The 18,652-nt window shown below is 70.1% G+C and carries 13 protein-coding genes; 5 read left to right on the forward strand and 8 right to left on the reverse strand.

Annotated elements, in window-relative coordinates; translation table 11 throughout:
• Positions 1–386 precede the first annotated feature (386 nt).
• From FHT26_RS00335 to FHT26_RS00350, 4 genes are all read left to right on the forward strand, one after another.
• Entirely contained in the window at positions 387–3,077 is a 2,691-nt protein-coding gene (locus FHT26_RS00335; RefSeq protein WP_168558222.1) for a glycoside hydrolase family 48 protein, read from the forward strand.
• A 15-nt stretch (positions 3,078–3,092) separates the two neighbouring features.
• Complete coding sequence (locus tag FHT26_RS00340) at positions 3,093–3,683, forward strand: LemA family protein (RefSeq protein ID WP_168558223.1); 591 nt, start codon at positions 3,093–3,095, stop codon at positions 3,681–3,683.
• 20 nt (positions 3,684–3,703) lie between these two features.
• Entirely contained in the window at positions 3,704–6,373 is a 2,670-nt protein-coding gene (locus FHT26_RS00345) for a glycoside hydrolase family 9 protein (RefSeq protein WP_168558224.1), read from the forward strand.
• Positions 6,374–6,538: 165 nt separating this feature from the next.
• Positions 6,539–8,713, forward strand: coding sequence for a hypothetical protein (locus FHT26_RS00350; protein ID WP_168558225.1), 2,175 nt, complete (start codon positions 6,539–6,541; stop codon positions 8,711–8,713).
• 12 nt (positions 8,714–8,725) lie between these two features.
• Here the strand turns inward: FHT26_RS00350 and FHT26_RS00355 are convergent, their stop codons facing one another.
• Positions 8,726–9,880 carry an Ig-like domain-containing protein gene (locus FHT26_RS00355; RefSeq protein WP_168558226.1) on the reverse strand — a complete coding sequence of 385 codons (1,155 nt, stop codon included), beginning with the start codon at positions 9,878–9,880 and terminating at the stop codon, positions 8,726–8,728.
• Positions 9,881–10,022: 142 nt separating this feature from the next.
• Between FHT26_RS00355 and FHT26_RS00360 the strand changes: the two genes are divergently transcribed.
• Positions 10,023–10,409: a DUF3597 domain-containing protein gene (locus tag FHT26_RS00360; protein WP_168558227.1), complete on the forward strand. Its 387-nt coding sequence runs from the start codon at positions 10,023–10,025 to the stop codon at positions 10,407–10,409.
• A gap of 37 nt (positions 10,410–10,446) precedes the next feature.
• On the opposite strand, the gene FHT26_RS00365 is transcribed toward FHT26_RS00360, so the two are convergent.
• The 7 genes from FHT26_RS00365 to FHT26_RS00395 all read right to left on the reverse strand — a co-directional run bounded on the left by FHT26_RS00365 (position 10,447) and on the right by FHT26_RS00395 (position 18,652).
• Positions 10,447–11,013, reverse strand: a complete 567-nt coding sequence (locus FHT26_RS00365) for a hypothetical protein (RefSeq protein WP_168558228.1) — start codon at positions 11,011–11,013, stop codon at positions 10,447–10,449.
• Between the two features lie 140 nt (positions 11,014–11,153).
• Complete coding sequence (locus FHT26_RS00370; protein WP_168558229.1) at positions 11,154–13,991, reverse strand: RICIN domain-containing protein; 2,838 nt, start codon at positions 13,989–13,991, stop codon at positions 11,154–11,156.
• Positions 13,992–14,182: 191 nt separating this feature from the next.
• Entirely contained in the window at positions 14,183–15,676 is a 1,494-nt protein-coding gene (locus FHT26_RS00375; protein WP_168558230.1) for a tripartite tricarboxylate transporter permease, read from the reverse strand.
• Positions 15,677–15,688: 12 nt separating this feature from the next.
• On the reverse strand, positions 15,689–16,117 hold the full coding sequence (locus FHT26_RS00380; RefSeq protein ID WP_168558231.1) for a tripartite tricarboxylate transporter TctB family protein: 429 nt from the start codon (positions 16,115–16,117) through the stop codon (positions 15,689–15,691).
• A 65-nt stretch (positions 16,118–16,182) separates the two neighbouring features.
• Positions 16,183–17,592: a sensor histidine kinase N-terminal domain-containing protein gene (locus tag FHT26_RS00385; protein ID WP_168558232.1), complete on the reverse strand. Its 1,410-nt coding sequence runs from the start codon at positions 17,590–17,592 to the stop codon at positions 16,183–16,185.
• Positions 17,589–18,263: a response regulator gene (locus FHT26_RS00390; RefSeq protein WP_168558233.1), complete on the reverse strand. Its 675-nt coding sequence runs from the start codon at positions 18,261–18,263 to the stop codon at positions 17,589–17,591. Before FHT26_RS00390 ends, FHT26_RS00385 begins: the two co-directional genes overlap by 4 nt.
• The gene (locus tag FHT26_RS00395; RefSeq protein WP_168558234.1) at positions 18,257–18,652 is read right to left on the reverse strand and encodes a type II toxin-antitoxin system VapC family toxin; all 396 of its coding nucleotides are present in this window, start codon (positions 18,650–18,652) and stop codon (positions 18,257–18,259) included. Before FHT26_RS00395 ends, FHT26_RS00390 begins: the two co-directional genes overlap by 7 nt.

The following is an 18,652-nucleotide window of genomic DNA, read 5'->3' on the forward strand; positions in this document are numbered from 1 at the left end:
CAATGGGGCCGTCATCGTCCTGAAACGCAAAGGCAGCTTGCATCTGACGGGGCTTTCCCGACTGCCGCGCTTGCGCGACGCGCCGCACACTGGTCGCGTTGAAATCGATTTCAACAGCAGTTGTAGACAGACCGTCCAGAACATCACGGCGCGCCGTCGCGAGACCGCCGCGCCGAGGGAAAGGAGACACGGAATGATGCAGTTGCAGTTCCCCCGCCGGCCATCGGCCATCCCAGAGCGCCCGGGCATCCCAAGCCCGTCCTGACGCGCTCGAACGACCCGCGAATCGTTGTACCCGCCGCAGGCGCCCTGGCGCCGCGGCGGTGCTGTGCGCTCGACCGCAGTTTCATTGATATGAAAACGTTTTCAATACAGGAGACCTTTCGATGAAGATCCGATCCCACGCTCTCTCGACTGTTGCCTCGGCCGTTGCCGCGGCCGTGCTGGCGTTGTCGCTCGCCGCACCGGCGCGGGCCGCCGACGCCGAGTACACGCAGCGCTTCCTGACGCAATACAACAAGATCAAGGACCCGGCGAACGGCTACTTCAGCAGCGACGGCGTGCCGTACCACTCGATCGAGACGCTGATGGTCGAGGCGCCGGACTACGGCCATGAAACGACCTCCGAGGCCTACAGCTTCTGGCTCTGGCTGGAGGCGCAGTACGGCCGCGTCACCGGCGACTGGGCACCGCTGAAGGCCGCCTGGGCGAAGATGGAACAGACCATCATCCCGCCCACGGCCGACCAGCCCACCAACAGCTTCTACAACCCCGCCAAGCCGGCCACCTATGCCGGCGAGTTCCCGCTGCCCAAGGACTACCCGGCGCCGCTGGACAACGCGGCGACGCCGGGGCAGGACCCGATCGCCACCGAGCTCGCGACGGCCTACGGCACGCGCGACATCTACGGCATGCATTGGCTGACCGACGTCGACAACTGGTACGGCTACGGCCGCTGCGGCGACGGCAGCACCAAGCCGGCCTACATCAACACCTTCCAGCGCGGGCCGCAGGAATCGGTGTGGGAGACGATTCCCCATCCCTCGTGCGAGACCTTCCGCTGGGGCCGCAGCGGCGGCACGCAGGGCTTCCTGAGCCTGTTCATCGGCGACCAGAGCTATGCGAAGCAGTGGCGCTACACCAATGCGCCGGATGCGGATGCGCGCGCGATCCAGGCCGTCTACTGGGCCTCGGTGTGGGCGAAGGCGCAGGGCAGGGGCGCGGACGTGGCCGACCTCGTCAAGAAGGCGGCCCGCATGGGCGACTACCTGCGCTATTCGATGTTCGACAAGTACTTCAAGAAGATCGGCAACTGCGTCGGCGCGCAGACCTGCGCGGCCGGCACCGGCCAGCCGGACGCGAACGGCTTTCGCGACAACCAGACCTACCTGATGAGCTGGTACTACGCCTGGGGCGGCGCAACCGACACGAGCGCCGGCTGGGCCTGGCGCATCGGCTCCAGCCACAACCACTTCGGCTACCAGAACCCGCTCGCAGCCTGGGCGCTGTCGACGCAGGCCGACTTCAAGCCGGGCTCGCCGACGGCGGCCGGCGACTGGGGCAAGAGCCTCGCACGCCAGCTCGAGTTCTACCGCTGGCTGCAGTCGGCCGACGGCGCGATCGCCGGCGGTGCCACCAACAGCTGGGGCGGCAACTACGGCGCGCCGCCCGCCGGCACGGCCACGTTCTACGGCATGGCCTACGACGAGAACCCGGTCTACCACGACCCGGGTTCGAACGAATGGTTCGGCATGCAGGTGTGGTCGATGCAGCGGGTGGCCGAGTACTACCGCGCGAGCGGCGATGCGAAGGCGAAGTCGCTGCTCGACAAATGGGTGGCCTGGGCCTCGGCGCAGACGCTGCTGAATGCCGACGGCAGCTATGCCATCCCGAGCACGCTGAAGTGGAGCGGCCAGCCCGACACCTGGAATCCGGCGGCGCCGGGAGCGAACGCGAACCTGCGCGTCACGGTGGCCGATCGCACGACCGACATCGGCACCACCGCGGCCTTCGCGCGCACGCTGATCCACTACGCCGCGAAGTCGGGCAACGCCGCCGCCAGGGCCCTGGCGAAGGAGCTGCTGGACCGCGCCTGGACGCGCTACCAGGACAGCAAGGGCATCGCCATCGCCGAGAAGCGCACCGACTACCTGCGCTTCGACGACACCTACGACGCGGCCACCGGCTCGGGCGTCTACGTGCCCTCCGGCTGGACCGGCACCAACGCGCAGGGGGCGACCATCGATGCGAACGCGACCTTCCTGAGCCTGCGGCCGAAGTACCGGCAGGACCCGCAGTGGCCGAAGCTGCAGGCCTACCTGGCCGGCGGCGCGTCGCCCGACTGGGTCTACCACCGCTTCTGGGCGCAGGCCGACATCGCGATGGCCTTCAACGACTACGCGAACATCGACGGCGACGGCAGTGGCGGCACGCCGGCCATCGTGCTGAGCGGCAGCACGCTGAGCGTGGCCGAAGGCGCCAGCGCGAGCGTCGGCGTCAGCCTGTCGCAGGCGCCGTCAGGAACGGTCACGGTGACGGTGAGCAAGGCGGCCGGCGGCGACGTCGACCTGAGCACCGCGAGCACCACGCTGACCTTCACGCCGGCCAACTACAACGTGCCGCAGAACCTGGTGATCGCCGCCGCCGAGGATGCCGACCAGGCCAACGGCAGTGCGAGCTTCAACCTGGCGGCGACCGGCCACACCGGCGCCGTCGTCGCCGCCACCGAGGTCGACAACGACGTGGTGGTGGCCGACTGCACGATCAGCTTCGACACCAGCAACGACTGGGGCGCGGGCCAGGTGCCGACGGTGAAGCTGGGCAACACCGGCACGGCGCCGATCACCGGCTGGTCGCTGAGCTGGACCGAGTCGAACGACTTCACGCTGTCGAATTCCTGGAGCGCCACGGTGACGAAGAACGGCCGCGGCGTGGTGGCCACGCCGGTCGGCTGGAACGGCACGGTGTCGCCGAACGGCAGCGTCGAGTTCGGCATGCAGATCGGCTACAGCGGCGCCAAGCCGCTGCCCACCGGGCTGGCGCTGGCCGGCCACAGCTGCACGGTCACCGTCAAGTGACGACAGGGGGATGCGATGAACCACCTTCACACCGCATCGCCCCCGGGCCTGTCCCGGGGTCGGTTCGCCGCGCTGGCCCTCGGGCTGGCGCTGGTGGCCGGCGCCACGGCCTGGGGCTCGCGCCTGGTGATCCGCCTTGGCGAGGCCCGCACGGCCAGCACGGCCGCGTGGGACGAGATCGGCCTGATCTACGCCGAACGCCACCGGCTCGCCATGCCGGCGCTGCAGGCGGCCGGCCACGCGACCGGCGTCGACCCGCAACTGGTCGAGGCGGCTCGCGGCGCGCTGGCGCGTGCCGCGGCACTGCCCGGCGGTCCGGGGCTGCTCGACGACCCGCGCGCGCTCGACGCCTTCAAGCGCAACCAGGGCGAGCTGACCGGCCTGCTGTTCCGGCTCGTGCTCGCGGCGCAGCGGCAGCCGGCGCTGCGCGATGACGCCGCGGTGCAGGGCCTGCACCGGCAACTGCTGCAGTCGGAACCCCGGCTGGCCGAGGCGCGCGAGCGCTACAGCCGCTTCGCCGACCACTACAACGCGCTGACCCGGTCGATGCCGGATGCCATTGCCGCCCGCCTGGCCGGGTACGCCAGCGTGCCCACCCACCTCTGACCTGATCCAGGGAGACGACCATGAACCAGAACCTCCTCCGGCGCCTGCGGCGCGCGGCCCTGAGCCGCGGCGCCGCGGCCGCGATCGCGCTGGCCTTGAGTGCCTGCGGCGGCGGCGACGCCCCCGCGCCCGACGACACGGCCACGCGGGACAGCTTGCATGCCCGCGCGATGGCCGCGCCGTCGGCCGTGCCGCACTTCAACTATGCCGAGGCGCTGCAGAAATCGGTGCTGTTCTACGAGGCGCAGCAGTCCGGCAAGCTGCCCGCCTGGAACCGCGTCACCAGCTGGCGCGGCGATTCGCGCCTGTCCGACGGAAGCGACATCGGCCGCGACCTGACCGGCGGCTGGTACGACGCCGGCGACCATGTGAAGTTCGGCTTCCCGATGGCGTACAGCGCGACCCAGCTTGCCTGGGGCGGGCTGCGCTTCAAGGCCGGCTACCAGGCTGCCGGCCAGTACGAGGCGCTGCTCGCCAACCTGCGTTTCGTCAACGACTACTTCATGCGCGCGCACACCGCGCCGAACGAACTGGTGGTGCAGGTGGGCAACGGCGGCGCCGACCACAGCTGGTGGGGCCCGGTCGAGGTCTACCCGCTCGCGGCGCCGAGCTACCGGATCACCGCGAGCTGCGGCGGCTCCGACGTGGCCGCCGAAACGGCCGCGGCGATGGCGGCGGCCTCGATGCTGTTCTCGCCCAGCGACCCGGCCTATGCCGCGCAGCTGCTGACGCATGCGCGGCAGCTGTACACCTTCGCCGACACCGTGCGCGCGAAGTACTCCGATTGCGTGACCGATGCGGCCAACTACTACAAGTCCTGGTCGGGCTATGCCGACGAACTGGCCTGGGGCGCGGCCTGGTTGTACCGCGCCACCGGCGAGGCGGCCTACCTGCAGAAGGCCGAGGCAGCGGTCGGCAGCTTCGGCACCGAGGGGCAGACCGCGTACCTGCCGTACAAGTGGACGCAAGGCTGGGACAGCAAGCACGTCGGCGTCTACCTGATGCTGGCCGAGAGCACCGGCAAGGCCCTCTACAAGGACGCGCTGGAGCGCAACCTCGACTACTGGACCACCGGCACCTCGGACGGCCAGCGCGTGACCTACACGCCGGGCGGCCTGGCGTGGCTGGAGCAATGGGGCTCGCTGCGCTACGCGATGAACGAGGCCTTCATCGCGCTCGCCTATGCCGACGTGGTGGGCGACGCGGCGAAGCAGCAGCGCTACCGCGACTTCGCGACGCGCCAGGTCAACTACGCGCTGGGCGACAACCCGCGCCAGGGCAGCTACCTGATCGGCTTCGGCGCCAACCCGCCGCAGCACCCGCACCACCGCACGGCGCACGGTTCGTGGCTGGACAGCCAGGCGACGCCGGCACAGCACCGCCACCTGCTGTACGGCGCGCTGGTGGGCGGGCCGGGGGCCGACGATTCGTACAGCGACGACATCGGCAACTACGTGTCGAACGAGGTCGCGACCGACTACAACGCCGCGTTCACCGGCGTGCTCGCGAAGATGAACGAGCTCGCGCCCGGCGGTGCGCCGCTCGCGGACTTCCCGCCGCGCGAGGTGGCCACCGAGGACGAGTTCTTCGTCGAGGCCGGCATCAACAGCTCGGGCGGCACCTACACCGAGATCAAGGCGCTGTTGAACAACCGCTCGGGCTGGCCGGCCCGCCACGGCGACAAGCTGTCGCTGCGCTACTACGTCGACCTGGGCGAGGTGATCGCCGCCGGCGTGCCGGCCTCGGCGATCGCGCTGAGCACGAACTACTCGCAGGGCGGCACGGCGAGCGGGCTGTTCCGCTGCGGCACGAGCAGCATCTACTACGCCGTCGCGGACTTCAGCGGCACCGACATCTACCCGGGCGGCCAGTCGGCGCACCGCAAGGAGATCCAGTTCCGCTTTTCGGCGCCCTCGGGCACGGCGTACTGGAACCCGGCGAACGATCCATCGTATGCCGGGCTGTCGGCCGGCAGCACGGTCAAGTCGCTGGCGATCCCGGTGTACTCGAATGGTGTGAAGGTGTTCGGCAATGAGCCGCAGGCCTGCGGCGGCAGCCCGGTCATCCCGCCGGCCGCGCCGCAGGGGCTCGCGGCCACCGGCGGGGCTGGGTCGGTGACGCTCGCGTGGACCGCGGTGGCGAATGCGACGAGCTACTCGGTGAAGCGCTCGGTCACCGGCGCGGCGGGCAGCTTCAGTGCCGTCGGGTCGCCCACCACGGCGGCCTACACCGACACCGGCCTCGCGGCGAACACCACGTACTGGTACCAGGTGACGGCCGCGAATGCCGGCGGGGAGGGCGCCGCCAGCGCCACCGTGTCGGCCACCACGCAGCAGGGGACGACGCCGCCGGTCGGCTCGTGCGCGGTCACGCTGGACATCGGCAACGACTGGGGCGCGGGGCAGGTGGTGGCGATCCGCCTGGGCAACACCGGCACGCAGGCCTTGAGCAACTGGCAGCTGTCGTGGACCGAATCGAACGACTTCACGGTGACCAACTTCTGGAGCAGTGCGGTGACGTCCAGTGCGCGCACCATCACCGTCCGGCCGGCGGACTGGAACTCGACGGTGGCGGCAGGCAGCTCGGTCGACTTCGGGATGCAGCTCGCGTACAGCGGCGCACGGCCGATGCCATCGAACGTGCAGGTCCAGGGACGCGACTGCAGCATCGCCGTGGTGGCGGCGCATTGAAGCGATGCCCGGCGTGACGGTTGGATGACAAACGCCCGGATCGGTCCGTCGGCGGCCGACCGGGCTTCGCATTCGCGACAGGGGCTTCGGCGCGCCCGGAAATGTGACGGCGACGCCCGAAGACAGTGCGTCCATTCGATCACTCTCGCGTTCCACACCATGTCGATGCCGACGCTTCCGAAGCTGACCGCCACGCCCAGCCGCGCGCCCTCGGTCAGGACCCAGTCCGATCCATCCCGTCAACCCGACACCGGCTCACGGTCGTCCGCTCGGTCGCTCGACGGCGACCGTCCTCCGGTCACGCGTCCACCGCGCGCCCATGCAGGCACCCGCCCGCGCCAGGCCGGCAGCCTGGCCGCGTTGGGCACGACGGGGTCGTCGACATCGACGGCCTCGTCCGTCGACCAGCCGCCGCCGGCGGACGTGAGCCTCGCGCGCAACCTGCCCGATTTCGAACGCAAGCTCGCCGCGCAGCGCGCGATCACGCCGGGCGACGCGCAGTTGAGCGCCGCCGCGACCCTGGTCAACCAGGTGCGCCACAACCCGCTCGCGTCCGGCACCGGCGACGGCACGACGCCTTCGCACGACCAGCTGGCCCGGCTGCTGTCGCCCGCGCTGATCCGCCGGTTCCAGAAAGAGGCGTTGCAACTCTCCGACGCGAAGATCCAGGCCATGGACGACATGGCGACGAAGGGCGGGCGCTACATCCCCAGCAGCGGCTCGCTGTTCCAGGCGGTGCTGTACGGTGCGATCCCGTTCGCGGCGCTGGAGAGCACGCCGACCAAGGTGCTGGGCGGCAGCGTCGCGGCGCTGGCGGCGCAGCCCTTCGTGACGGCGGGCCTGCAGACCCCGATCGTCTCGGCCATCACCGTGATGCGGCAGAAGGGCGGGCCGATGGGCAAGATGCCCGGCAACATCAAGGCCAGCACGACCCTGCAGCAGATCGAGGCCGATCTCGTGGCGCTGAAAGACCTGGCGCAGAAGGATGCCGCCGCAATGGGCGACATGCTGCGCGACCTGGCGGCCCGGCATCCGGAGCACGCGCTGCCGACCGATGCGGCACCCACCGAAGAACAGCTGCGGAACTTCCTGCGCGCGCTGACCCCCGACGAACACCGGGGCCTGGAGAAGATCCAGGACGACCAGACCGCTCGCGCCGTGCAGGCGGCCGGGCTCGTGCTCGACGGCCTGCGCCTCGAAGGCATGCAGAAGCGCCAGAAGAACTCGACGAACGCACAGGTGTTCTGGCGCACCTTGCGCGGCCTGAGCGGCATCCTGGCGCCGGCGATGCAGGCGAAGCACGTGCCGGCGGCGGCCATCACCGGCGTGTCGGTCGCGATCGCGCTCGGCGCGCTGCTCGGCCAGCACGTCGGGGCCGGCCAGGACGAGCGCACCGCGCAGGCCGACGAAATGCGGCTGAGCATCCTGTATGGCGACCTCTTCAATGCCGAAGGGCAGGCCGACTGGAACGCCGGCCGGCCGATCCGGCCGACCGGCATCGATCCGAAGAAGCTGCAGGGCCTGGTCGTCGAGCCCGAGATGCTGATCGCCGGCCGCGTGAGCGCGATGGTCGACAGCCACCGCAAGGAATTGCAGGCGCGGCTGGAGGCGCGCCAGGCGCAGCCGCCGGCACCGGGCATCGATCCGGAGGCCGGCGACCGCGTGGCCACCGACCTCGCCGCGGAGATCGCCGACTGCGACGCCGATCTCCAGAAGATCGCCGACGGCAACCTGAGCGGGCTGGAGGAGAACGGCTTCGCACGCCAGCTGTTCGGCAAGGCGATGCAGAACACCGCGGTGGCTTTTGCGTGGTCGGAGGGCTGGGCCAAGCTGCGCTCGCCGCTGGAGTATTCGGCGCAGGTCGGGCAGCGCCTGTCGCAGCAGTTCACCTTCGGCGTGCTGGGCGGCGCCGGCGCCTTGCTGCTCGGGCGCGGCGTGAACATGGCGGTGTACGAGGTCAACAAGCACCTGGCCGCGCAATCTCACGACCCCGCGCAGGCGCACAAGCCGATCAGCGGCACCAGCAGCCTGCCGGCGTGGGGCCAGGTGATGCTCGCGGCCGGCGCCGGCGGCATCGCGCTCTATTCGGCGATGACGCAGTACAGCGCGGTGAACGTGAAGAACGCGCGCCGCGACATCCAGGGAGGCAAGGACAACGACCCGGGCCTGGGCGACCAGATGGGCAAAGGCTGGATCAGCCCGCTGTGGCAGCGCCGGGCGAACAGCGCCGGCGCGTCGGCCAAGGCGGCCGGCAACGAGGTGCTGCAGTCCGACTGGCGCAACACGACGGCACTGCGCTCGGCGCTGGCGGCCGACGCGGCGCTCGCCGGCGACGACTGAGTTTCGCCCGCGTTACTGCAGGCTCAGCGACAGCGTGTACTGGTTGCGGTCCTCGAAGTCGTACGGGCTGCTCGACAGCCGGATCCACACCTCGCGCGCCGTCGCGCCGTTGGTGTAGGCCACGCTGACCTCGCCCGAGCTGGGAAATTCGGCATCGCCGGAGAGCTTGTCGCCGTTCGCGTCGACGATGGAGACGAAGAAGCCCTGGTGCTGCGGGGTCAGCATGCGCACCGTCAGCGTCTGGCCGGCGGGCACGGTCAGCTTGTAGTAGTCGCTGTCGGTGTGCACGATCTTCGTGGAGCCGATGAGCTCGGTCTCGTTCTTCAGCGTGCCGTAGATCGGCAGCTGCGCCGAGGCCACCGCGTTGGCCGTGGCCAGCGTGTTGTTCGGCTCCGTCTCGGCGAGGCCGGCGGCCGGGTCGACGTTCAGCACGATCTCGTCCGACAGCGTCGTGTGGTTGGCGAGATCGCGCGCGCGGGCGACGACGGTGTGCGCGCCCGGCAACAGCGTCGTCGTGTCGAACAGCACGTAGTACTGGTCGGCCGGATCGTTGCTGCTGTAGTGCAGCGAGGCCCAGGTGCCGGTGAGCTGGCCGTCGACCAGGAAGTCGACGCCGAACAGCCGGGTCTCGTCCTTCGCGATGGCCGTCAGCTTGACCAGGCCGAAGTGGCCTTGCACCGCGGCGGTGATCGTCGGCGGGAGGGTGTCGCTGCTGCCCGGCGCACCGGCCGGCGTGCCGACCGTGAAGCCGGCCGAGGCCGAGGTGGTGCTGTTGCCGGCGGCATCGACCGCGACCGCGACGAAGCTGTGCGTGCCGTTGGTGACGAGGCCGATCGGCAGCGACGAGGTGTACGAACCGTCGCTCGGCGACTCCTGCACGCTGGCCTCGATGGTGCCGCCATCGACGATGAAGCTGACCGAGACGACGCCGACGTTGTCGGTGGCGAGCGCGTTGAAGGTCACGGCCGTGGTCGACACGGTGACCGAGGCGGAGACGACCGGCGGCAGGGTGTCGGCGGCCGACGGGCTCGAGGCCGGCGCGTCGGGCGGGGCGGGCTTCTGGGCGGTGTCGTTGGGGCTGTCGCCACCACCGCCGCCGCCGCAGGCGGCGAGCAACAGCGTGAGCAGCAGGGCGGGCAGGGCGCGGGTGGCGCTGGTTCGGGTCATGGGGTGGGGCATGTTTTGCGACGGGCGATTCTGTCACCTTGGCGACAGGCTGTCTGACACGCTGACGGGCCGTGACGCTTTGATCGGCGCGACGCAGCGCCTAGACTGGGTCGGCAACCCCTCAACCGAACAGGAGCCCGTGATGAGCATCTTCAGCAAGATCAAGGACGCGATCTTCGGCAAGAAGGACGAGGCGCCCGCGGTGGCGCAGGCGCCGACCCAGGCTGCACCGGCCGCCGTGCCGGCCACTGCGGCACCCGTCGCGATGAGCGAGGTGGATGTGGAGGCGGTGCTGACGAAACTGGCCGCGGCCTCGTCGCAGAAACTGAACTGGCGCACCTCGATCGTCGACCTGATGAAGCTGGTCGGCATGGAATCGAGCCTGGCCGAACGCAAGCAGCTGGCCGGCGAACTCGGCTACACCGGCGATACCGGCGACACCGCGACGATGAACATCTGGCTGCACAAGCAGGTGATGAAGAAGCTGGCGGAGAACGGCGGGAAGGTGCCGGCGAGTTTGTTGGGGTGAGGGCGGTCGCGGTGGATCAGCCGTCGGCCACGGAGGCTCATTTCGCCTGCCGCCACCACGGCACGTCATAGTTCACCTTCTCCTTCGGCACCACCATCGGGTGCGACCGGACGAAGTACTCGTAGAAGCGCGTGCGTTCGTCGGCGTCGTAGATCTGGAACGCACCGGCTTTCTCCTGCTCCTCCAGGAAGCGCCGCATCGCGCCCACTGGTTCCATCGGGTTGGCCTGCTGGAAGATCACCTCGCCGCCATAGCGCTGGTACAGCGCCCTGCTGACCTTCCACTGCCGCACCATCTCGAACGGTACCTGCCGCAGCATCGCCTTGTCGGCCTCCGACAGCCCGGGCGGGGGCGGTGGCAGCTTCAGCGCCGTTTCGAGTTCGGTCACCTCGGCGTCGTTGACGGTGACGCGCTGCTGCTCGGCAAACCGTTGCAGCAGCGGCCCGAGGATCTGGCCTTGCAACCCGCGCGCGGGTTTCGTCGTGTCGTCGCTGTAGATCGTCTGGCCCAGCACCCGGGCCACCGCTTCCTTCGCCGACACCAGCGCCGGCAAGAGCGAGGTGGCCAGCGCGGCGATCGTGGCCAGCAGGATTCGTCGTTGCATGGTGTTCCCGGTGGAGGCAGTGGGTTGAAGGGTCATGCACTCTAGCGGCGAGCATGCCGATGGCCCGCCGACCGGGCCCGCGGTATCGGCATGCTCCACCTCCGGTATCGCGCCTCGCCACCCAGGCGACGCCGATGCGCTTACAACAGCCGCCAGTCGTGGTCCGCCGTGCCGCTGTCGGCGAACTGCTCGACGTTGGCCGAATCCGCCGTCGACATCGCATGCACCGCCAGCACCTTGCCGCTGTTGACGTTCTGCAGCCGCAGCGTGCCGGGGCTCGCCGCGTTCACGCGGATGCGCCAGTTGTGGTCGGCGGTGCCGTTGTCGGTGAACTGCAGCACCTGGGCCGAGTCGGCGAGCGACATGCCGGCCACCGCGAGCACCTTGCCGCTGTGGACGTTGCGGATGCGGAAGCTGCCGTCGGCATTCGGCAGGAAGGTCCACGCGTGGTCCGGCGTGCCGTTGTCGGCAAACTGCTGCACGCGCGCCGAATCGGTGGTCTGCATGTTCTCCACCGCCAGCACCTTGCCGCTGTTCACGTTCTGGATGCGCAGTTCGCCGTTCGGGACCAGCCGCCAGTCGTGGTCGGCCGAGCCGTTGTCGGCGAACTGCACCACCTGCGCCGAGTTGTTCAGCGACATGCCCGCCACGCCCAGCACCTTGCCGCTGTTGACGTTGCGGATGCGCAGCCACCCTCCGCCAAGGTCTCCCAGGTCGATCAATTGCCACAGGTGATCGGCCGTGCCGCTGTCTTCGTACTGCTGCACACGCGCCGAATCGGCCGTCGACGCTGCCTCCACCGCGAGCAGCCGGCCGGAGTTCAGGTTCTGGATCTTGACGCGGCCGCTGCCGGCATCGATCAGCCGCCACAGGTGGTCCTGCGTGCCGCTGTCGTCGAACTGCACCACGTTGGCCGAGTTGGCGAGCGACATGCCGTCCACGCCCAGCACCTTGCCGGAGTTCCTGTTCTGGATGCGCAGAGACGCGCCCGGCGGCAGCCACGGTCGCGTGCCGCCGGTCTGCGGGAACGAGGTGACGCGCAGCCGCGCCGCGCCCATCGGGATCAGCGTGACCTGCTCGACCGCGGCGCTCGACGCGACCGGCCCGTCCTGCAGCGGCGTCACCACGTGTTCCGCATCCGCCTGCCAGCCGCCGATCTTCTGCGCCGACGCCAGCAGCCGCAGCGGCGCGTTGCCGGTCATGAATGGATCGGCCAGGTTGCCGCCGGTCGTCACCGTGATGGCGGTGTTCGGCACCAGCCCGTAGTTCCAGGCCGAGCCCGGGTGCACGTCCCATTCCGGCCACTGCGCGTTGCCGCCGGTCTGCACCCAGTTCTCGCTGATCTGCAGAGAGAACGCGAGGGCGCCTTGGTGCACCGACACCGCGTTGTGCTGCGCCGGCCAGCGCCTGACCACCGGCTGCGCCGGAAAGCGCAGCGCCACCATGTCGCCGTTCGCCCACAGCCGGTTCACCGTGATGAAGCGCGGCCCGGCGCCGGCGGCGACCGGCGCGCCATTGACCCGCACTTCCGGCGCCGCGCACCAGCCGGGCACGCGCAGCACCAGCGGGAAGGTCACGGCCGCGGGCAGTTGCAGCCGCAGCGTCACGCTGTCGGTGAACGGGTAGTAGGTGGTCTCGGTGATCGTCACCCGCGTGCCGCCGGCCACCGACGCGCTGACGGTGCAAGGCCCGTACAGCGCGGCGCACAGGCCGCCGTCGGGCGTCGCGAGCCACATCTCCTCGACGTAATACGGCCAGCCCATGCCGTAGTTGTGCGGGCAGCACCGGTACTGGTCGATGCCGGCGCGGTACGACTGCATCGCGAAGCCGTTCTGGAACTGGCCGCTGCGCTTCGGCGCGTTGTCGAGGTCGATGCTGTTCGCGCTGGTCACGTAGTGCACCGAGCGGCCCAGCGGGTCGAGCGCGGCCGGCAGCGAGTTGAACGCGAGCTCCTCGGTGCGGTCGCACCAGGTGGCGTCGCCGGTGATGCGCGCGAGGATCTCGTGGCTCATCATGTACTCGACGATGCCGCAGGTCTCGAAGCCCTGGCGCGGGTCGCCGAAGCCCGGCCGGGCGTTCTCGTCGCCCGCGAAACCGCCGCCGGGGAACTGGCCCCACGCGGCCTGCACGCCGTCGTAGCGGGCGTAAGTGGCGTTGCGGTGCGCTGCATCGCCCGACAGCACGCCGAACTGCGCCGGCTCGCGGAAGCCCTGCGCTATGTTGACGTTGTGGCGGTCCGGCAGCCCGCCGACCCAGTCGGCCGAGTTGGCGTGGATGCGCCGCACCAGGTCGAGCAGGAAGGCCTCGCCGCTGCGGTTGTAGAGCCAGTAGATCGAATCGATCGCGTCGCCCCAGCGCCAGGTGCCCCAGCCGTCGCTGAACACGCCGTTCGGCTGCGTGGTCAGGAAGCGGAAGAAGCGCGTCAGGAACGGTGCCACGCGCGCATCGCCGGTGTACTCGGCATGCGAGCGCAGCGCATGCAGCATCGGCAGGTGCGGCCAGACGTCGGCATGGCCGTTCAACGCGCTGCGCAGCGCGGTCGGGCCGAAGAAGCCGTCGGCTGCCTGCGTCGCGAGCACGCCGTCCATCCAGCGGCGCGCGGTGGCCAGCGCCGTCGCGTTGCCGGTCACGTAGGCGAGGTCGACAAAGCCGCGCAGCCAGTACGGCACTTCTTCCCAGCCGCCGCGCTCGGGGTGGATCCAGCCGGTGCTGTCGTAGCCGAGGAAGTGCGACACCTCCGGGAAGCGCCCGCACAGCCCGTTGAGCTGGCGCTCGAGCTGCAGCTGCAGCCAGTCGCGCGCCTGCACCGCGCCGGGCGGCAGCCGCAGGAACGCGGCCGGCGCGAGCGGGCTTCGGTTCTGCGGGTAGGAGGCCACCGCGGCCTGGCCGGGCAGCGGGCTCAACGCGGTGGCGGCCGCGGCCGCTTCACCGGCGATGGCAACACTGCCGCGCAGGAAATCACGTCGATCGAGGGTCATGTCTGTCTCCTGTGGTGGTTCGTCGGAACGCGGGCAGAGCGCTCATCGCCACGACAAACCCCACAACGAGACCTCGCCCTGAGCGGATTGCATCCGAACCGGGCGAGCTGCGGTACTAATAATCAGGTAACAATCCGTAAATATGTACCAGACAACCTGTGTGATTACGCAAGACGAATTAGTAATCTTTTCTATGCCGGCTGCGGCTGGGCGCGCGCCTTCAGCAGGAAGGCCGCCAGCTGCCAGGCGATGAACACGGCGATCAGCCCGATCAGCGTCGCGCTGATCGGCCGGGTCACGAACGCACTGAAGCTGCCGCGGCTCAACAGCATCGCGCGGCGGAAGTTCTCTTCCAGCATCGGCCCGAGGATGAAGCCGAGCATCAACGGCGCCGCATCCATGTCGAGGCGCGAGAACAGGTAGCCGCCGAGCCCGAACGCGGCCGTGACGAAGATGTCGTCGAGGTTGTTGTTGACGCTGTAGGTGCCGATGCAGCAGAAGAACAGGATCGACGGGAACAGCACGCTGTACGGGATCTTGAACACCGACAGCCAGTAGCGCACCAGCGGCACGTTCAGCACCAGCAGGAAACAGTTGCCGACCCACATGCTGGCCACCAGGCCCCAGAACAGGTCGGGGTGGCCGGCGATCATGTTCGGGCCGGGCTGGATGCCCTTGATCACGAAGGCCGCCATCATCAGCGCCATCACCGCGTTCTCCGGAATGCCGATGCTCATCAGCGGGATGAAGCTGGTGCGGGCGGCGGCTTCGTCGGCCGCGGCCTGGCCGGCCACGCCTTCGATCGCACCGTTGCCGATCTCGTCGCGGTACTTGCTGACCTTCTTGTCGACCGCATAGGCGGCGAACTGCGCGATCACCGGCCCGCCGCCCGGCAGGATGCCGAGGAACGATCCGATCACGCTGCCGCGCAGCGCGCTCGGGATGATCCGCTTGAACTCGGCCCAGGTCGGCATCAGGTGGATGGTGCCGTTGAACGGCGAGCGCTCCTCGCGCGAATCGAGGTTCTTCGTGATCTCGGCGATGCCGAAGCAGCCGAGCGCGACGCTGACCAGGCCGACGCCGTCGGCCAGCATCGGCAGGTCCCAGGTGTAGCGCGCCACGCCGCTGTTGACGTCGGTGCCGATCTGGCCGAGCAGCACGCCGATCAGGCACATCGCCATGCCGTTGAGCAGGCTGCCGGTGGTCACGAAGCTGACGCAGACGAAGCCGACCAGCATCAGCGCGCAGTAGTCGGCCGGGCCGAACAGGAAGGCCACCTCGCCGAGGCTGGGCGCGAGGAAGGTCAGCACCACGATGGCCACCGTGCCGCCGATGAAGCTCGACACGCCGGCGGTGAACAGCGCGAGGCCGGTCTTGCCCTTCAGCGTCATCTGGTAGCCGTCGATGCAGGCCACGATGCTGCTGGCATGCGGGATCTTCATCGTGATCGCGCTGACGCTGTCGCCGTACTGCGCGCCGTAGTAGATGCCGGCCAGCATGATCAGCGCGCCGTTGGTGGGGATCGAATACGTCAGCGGCAGCAGCAGGCTGATGGTGGCCAGCGGGCCGAGGCCCGGCAGCAGGCCGACCAGCGTGCCGACCGTGCAACCGATGGCGCAGAACAGCAGGTTCTGCATCGTCAGCGCGTGGCTGAAACCGAACGCGAGGTTGTGGAGGAGGTCCATCATCGTCGGCCCTCAGTACAGGTTCAGGCTGAGGCCGAGCAGTTTCTGGAAGGCGAGCGCCACCAGGAACAAGCCGACCGACACCTTCAGGTTGCGCACGATCGAGTACCCCGCCGTGCCGGCGAAGCCCGAGATGAACACCAGCGCGACGATGCCGGCCGTCATGTTCAGCACCCGCGACACCAGCGCGAACGCGCACAGGCTGGACAGCAGCAGCGCGATGTTGACCGGGTTGAACCCGAAGGGCGGCCCGTTCCTGACGAGCCGCGACCGCACGACGGTGGCGACGGCGATCAGCAGCAGCAGGCCGCTCACCATCAGCGGGAACAGCCCGGCACCGGCGCGGCTGAAGTCACCGATGGGGTAGCGCAGCGCGCCGAGTCCGAAGGCCAGCGCGATGGCGGCCAGGAAGAGTCCCCGTGCAAGGTTTCTGTCGATCATGGCGGCTCCGTGAGAGGAGGCCCACTCTAGGCAGCGGGCCCTCTGCGCACGCCATCGGTTTCTACCTACGACAGGTTGGCGACAGGTTCGGGGCTGCAGGGCAGCGTCACGGTGGCGGCCACGCCACGGCCGTCGGTGCCGGGCTGCAGCACGGCATCGCCGCCATGCAGGCGGGCGATGTCGCGCACGATCGCGAGGCCGAGGCCGGTGCCCAGGCCGCCGGCTGCGGCGCCGCGGCGGAACCGGTCCCACACCTGCGGCAGCTCGTCGGCCGGCAGGCCGCGGCCGTCGTCGATGACCTGCAGCAGCGACTGCGCCGCTTCGGCGCGCGTGCGCACGGTGATGCGCGCCCCGGCGCCGGCATGCTCGACCGCGTTGTGGATCAGGTTGCCGAGCAGCTCGCGCAGCAGCAGCGCGTCGCCGTCGACCCATGCGGGTTCGAGGTCGAAGCCGAGGTCCTGTCCGGCGGCGAGCGCGGGGCGCAGCCAGTCGTCGGCGGACGCGGCGGCCAGCGCGGCGAGGTCGATGCGGGCGAGCGGCGTGCCGGCGCCGAGCGCCGCGCCGTCGGCGCGCGCCAGCGTCAGCAGTTGCTGCACCAGGTGCGCGCCGCGCTCGGCGGCCGCATGCAGCCGCTGCAGCGTCGGCTGCAGCTCGGGCGGGCAGGGCTGCGCCAGCGCCTGGGCCGACTCGACGCGCAAGGTCGACAGCGGCGTGCGCAGCTGGTGCGCGGCGTCTTCGACGAACGCACGCTGTGCCGAGGCCGCCAGGCGCAGCCGCGCGAACAGGTCGTTCAACGCCACGACGAAAGGCGCCACTTCGCGAGGGACGGAACCGGGCGCTATCGGGTCGAGCCGTTGCAGCGAGCGCGAGCCGATCTCGACCGAGGCGCGCTGCAGGGGGCGCAGGCCGCGCCGCACCGCCAGCACCGACAACAGGCCGAGCGACAGCGCGAGCAGCACCGCCGCGGCCAGCGCGGCCCAGGCCACGGCGCGTTCGGCGTCCTCGCGCTTGCCGAGCGATTCGGCGACCAGGATCGTGCAGACCTGCGCCGGTTCGCCGCAGCGCGCGCCGAAGGCGGCGGCCCGCACGTGCCGGCCGCGCAGCGTGGCATTGAAGAAGCGCCACTGCCCGGGCGCCAACGGCGGCGCCAGCGCGAGCAACGCGGTGTCGCCACCCAGCGGCTGGCCCCGGGCATCGCCGACGACGAAGGCCACCTCGTCGACCAGGTCGGCGCGCAGCGCGCGCAGGGTCTGCGCACTGAGCGGCAGCGTCGCCTGGCCGTCGTGCACTTCGAGGATGCCGTTCAGCGCGACCGCGGTGTCGGTCAGCGCGCGGTCCAGGCCGTCGAGCGCCGGCCGCACCGCGAGCGCGTACACCACCGCGGCCGACAAGGGCACCAGCGCGACCAGCGGCAGGATCAGCCAGCGCAGCAGCGTGCGGCGCAGGCTGCTGGCGGGCAGCGGCGCGTCGGTCACGCGTCGTCCCCGGCGTCGAGCAGGTAGCCGAGCCCGCGCACGGTGCGCAAGCGGACGCCGGCGGGTTCGATCTTCGTGCGCAGCCGCGACACCAGCAGGTCGAGCGCGTTGTCCGACGTGGCGCCGCTCCAGCCCGGCACCAGCGCCACCAGTTGCTCGCGCTGCACCACGCGGCCGGCCTTCAGCATCAGGTACTGCAGGATGTCGCACTCGCGGCGCGACAGCTTCACCGGGTCGTCGCCGACCCAGGCGCGCAGCGCTTTCGGGTCGAAGCGCAGCGTGCCGACCGACAGCACCTCGGCCGCGCGGTTCTCGTGGCGGCGGGTGAGGGCGCGCAGCCGCGCCACCAGCTCGACCGGCGCGAACGGCTTGACCAGGTAGTCGTCGGCGCCGACCTCGAGCCCGTGCACCCGCTGCTCGACGGTGTCGCGCGCGGTCAGCATCAGCACCGGCAGGCGCGAGCCTTGCGCGCGCACGCGGCGCAGCGTCTCCAGCCCGTCGATGCCGGGCAGGCCGATGTCGAGGACCAGCGCGTCGTAGTCGTCGCGCAGCAGCGAGGCCGGCACCGGTTCTCCGTTCGGGCTGGTGTCGACCCGCCAGCCCTGGGCACCGAGGGCGCCGGCGATCGACGCGGCGAGGGGTTGGTCGTCTTCGACCAGCAGGATCAGCACCAGTTGACCACCTTCAGCCCCGGCACCTGCCGGAAGTGCTTGTCGTTGGTCGTGACGACCACGGCTTGCAGAGCCAGCGCATGCGCCGCGATCATTTCGTCGAACTGGCCGATGGGGCGTCCGCTCAGGCGCAATCGAGCCCGCAGTTTGCCGTGGCGGTCTGCCGCCGACTGATCCCACGGCTCGCAGCGCACGCAGTCCAGAAACGCGTTGACCAATGCTTCGAGGCGGCGGGCGGGTGCCGCCAGCGCGACGCCGAAGCGCAATTCGGCATACGTGACGGCCGAGATGCAGACATCGGCCGGATCGAGGTCGGCCAGCTTGCCGTCGGCGCCAGAGTGCTTCTTGATCACCGCGCTGCAGATGTTCGTGTCCAGCATGTAGAGCAT

Source organism: Rhizobacter sp. SG703 (assembly GCF_012275445.1).
Classification (GTDB): domain Bacteria; phylum Pseudomonadota; class Gammaproteobacteria; order Burkholderiales; family Burkholderiaceae_C; genus Rhizobacter.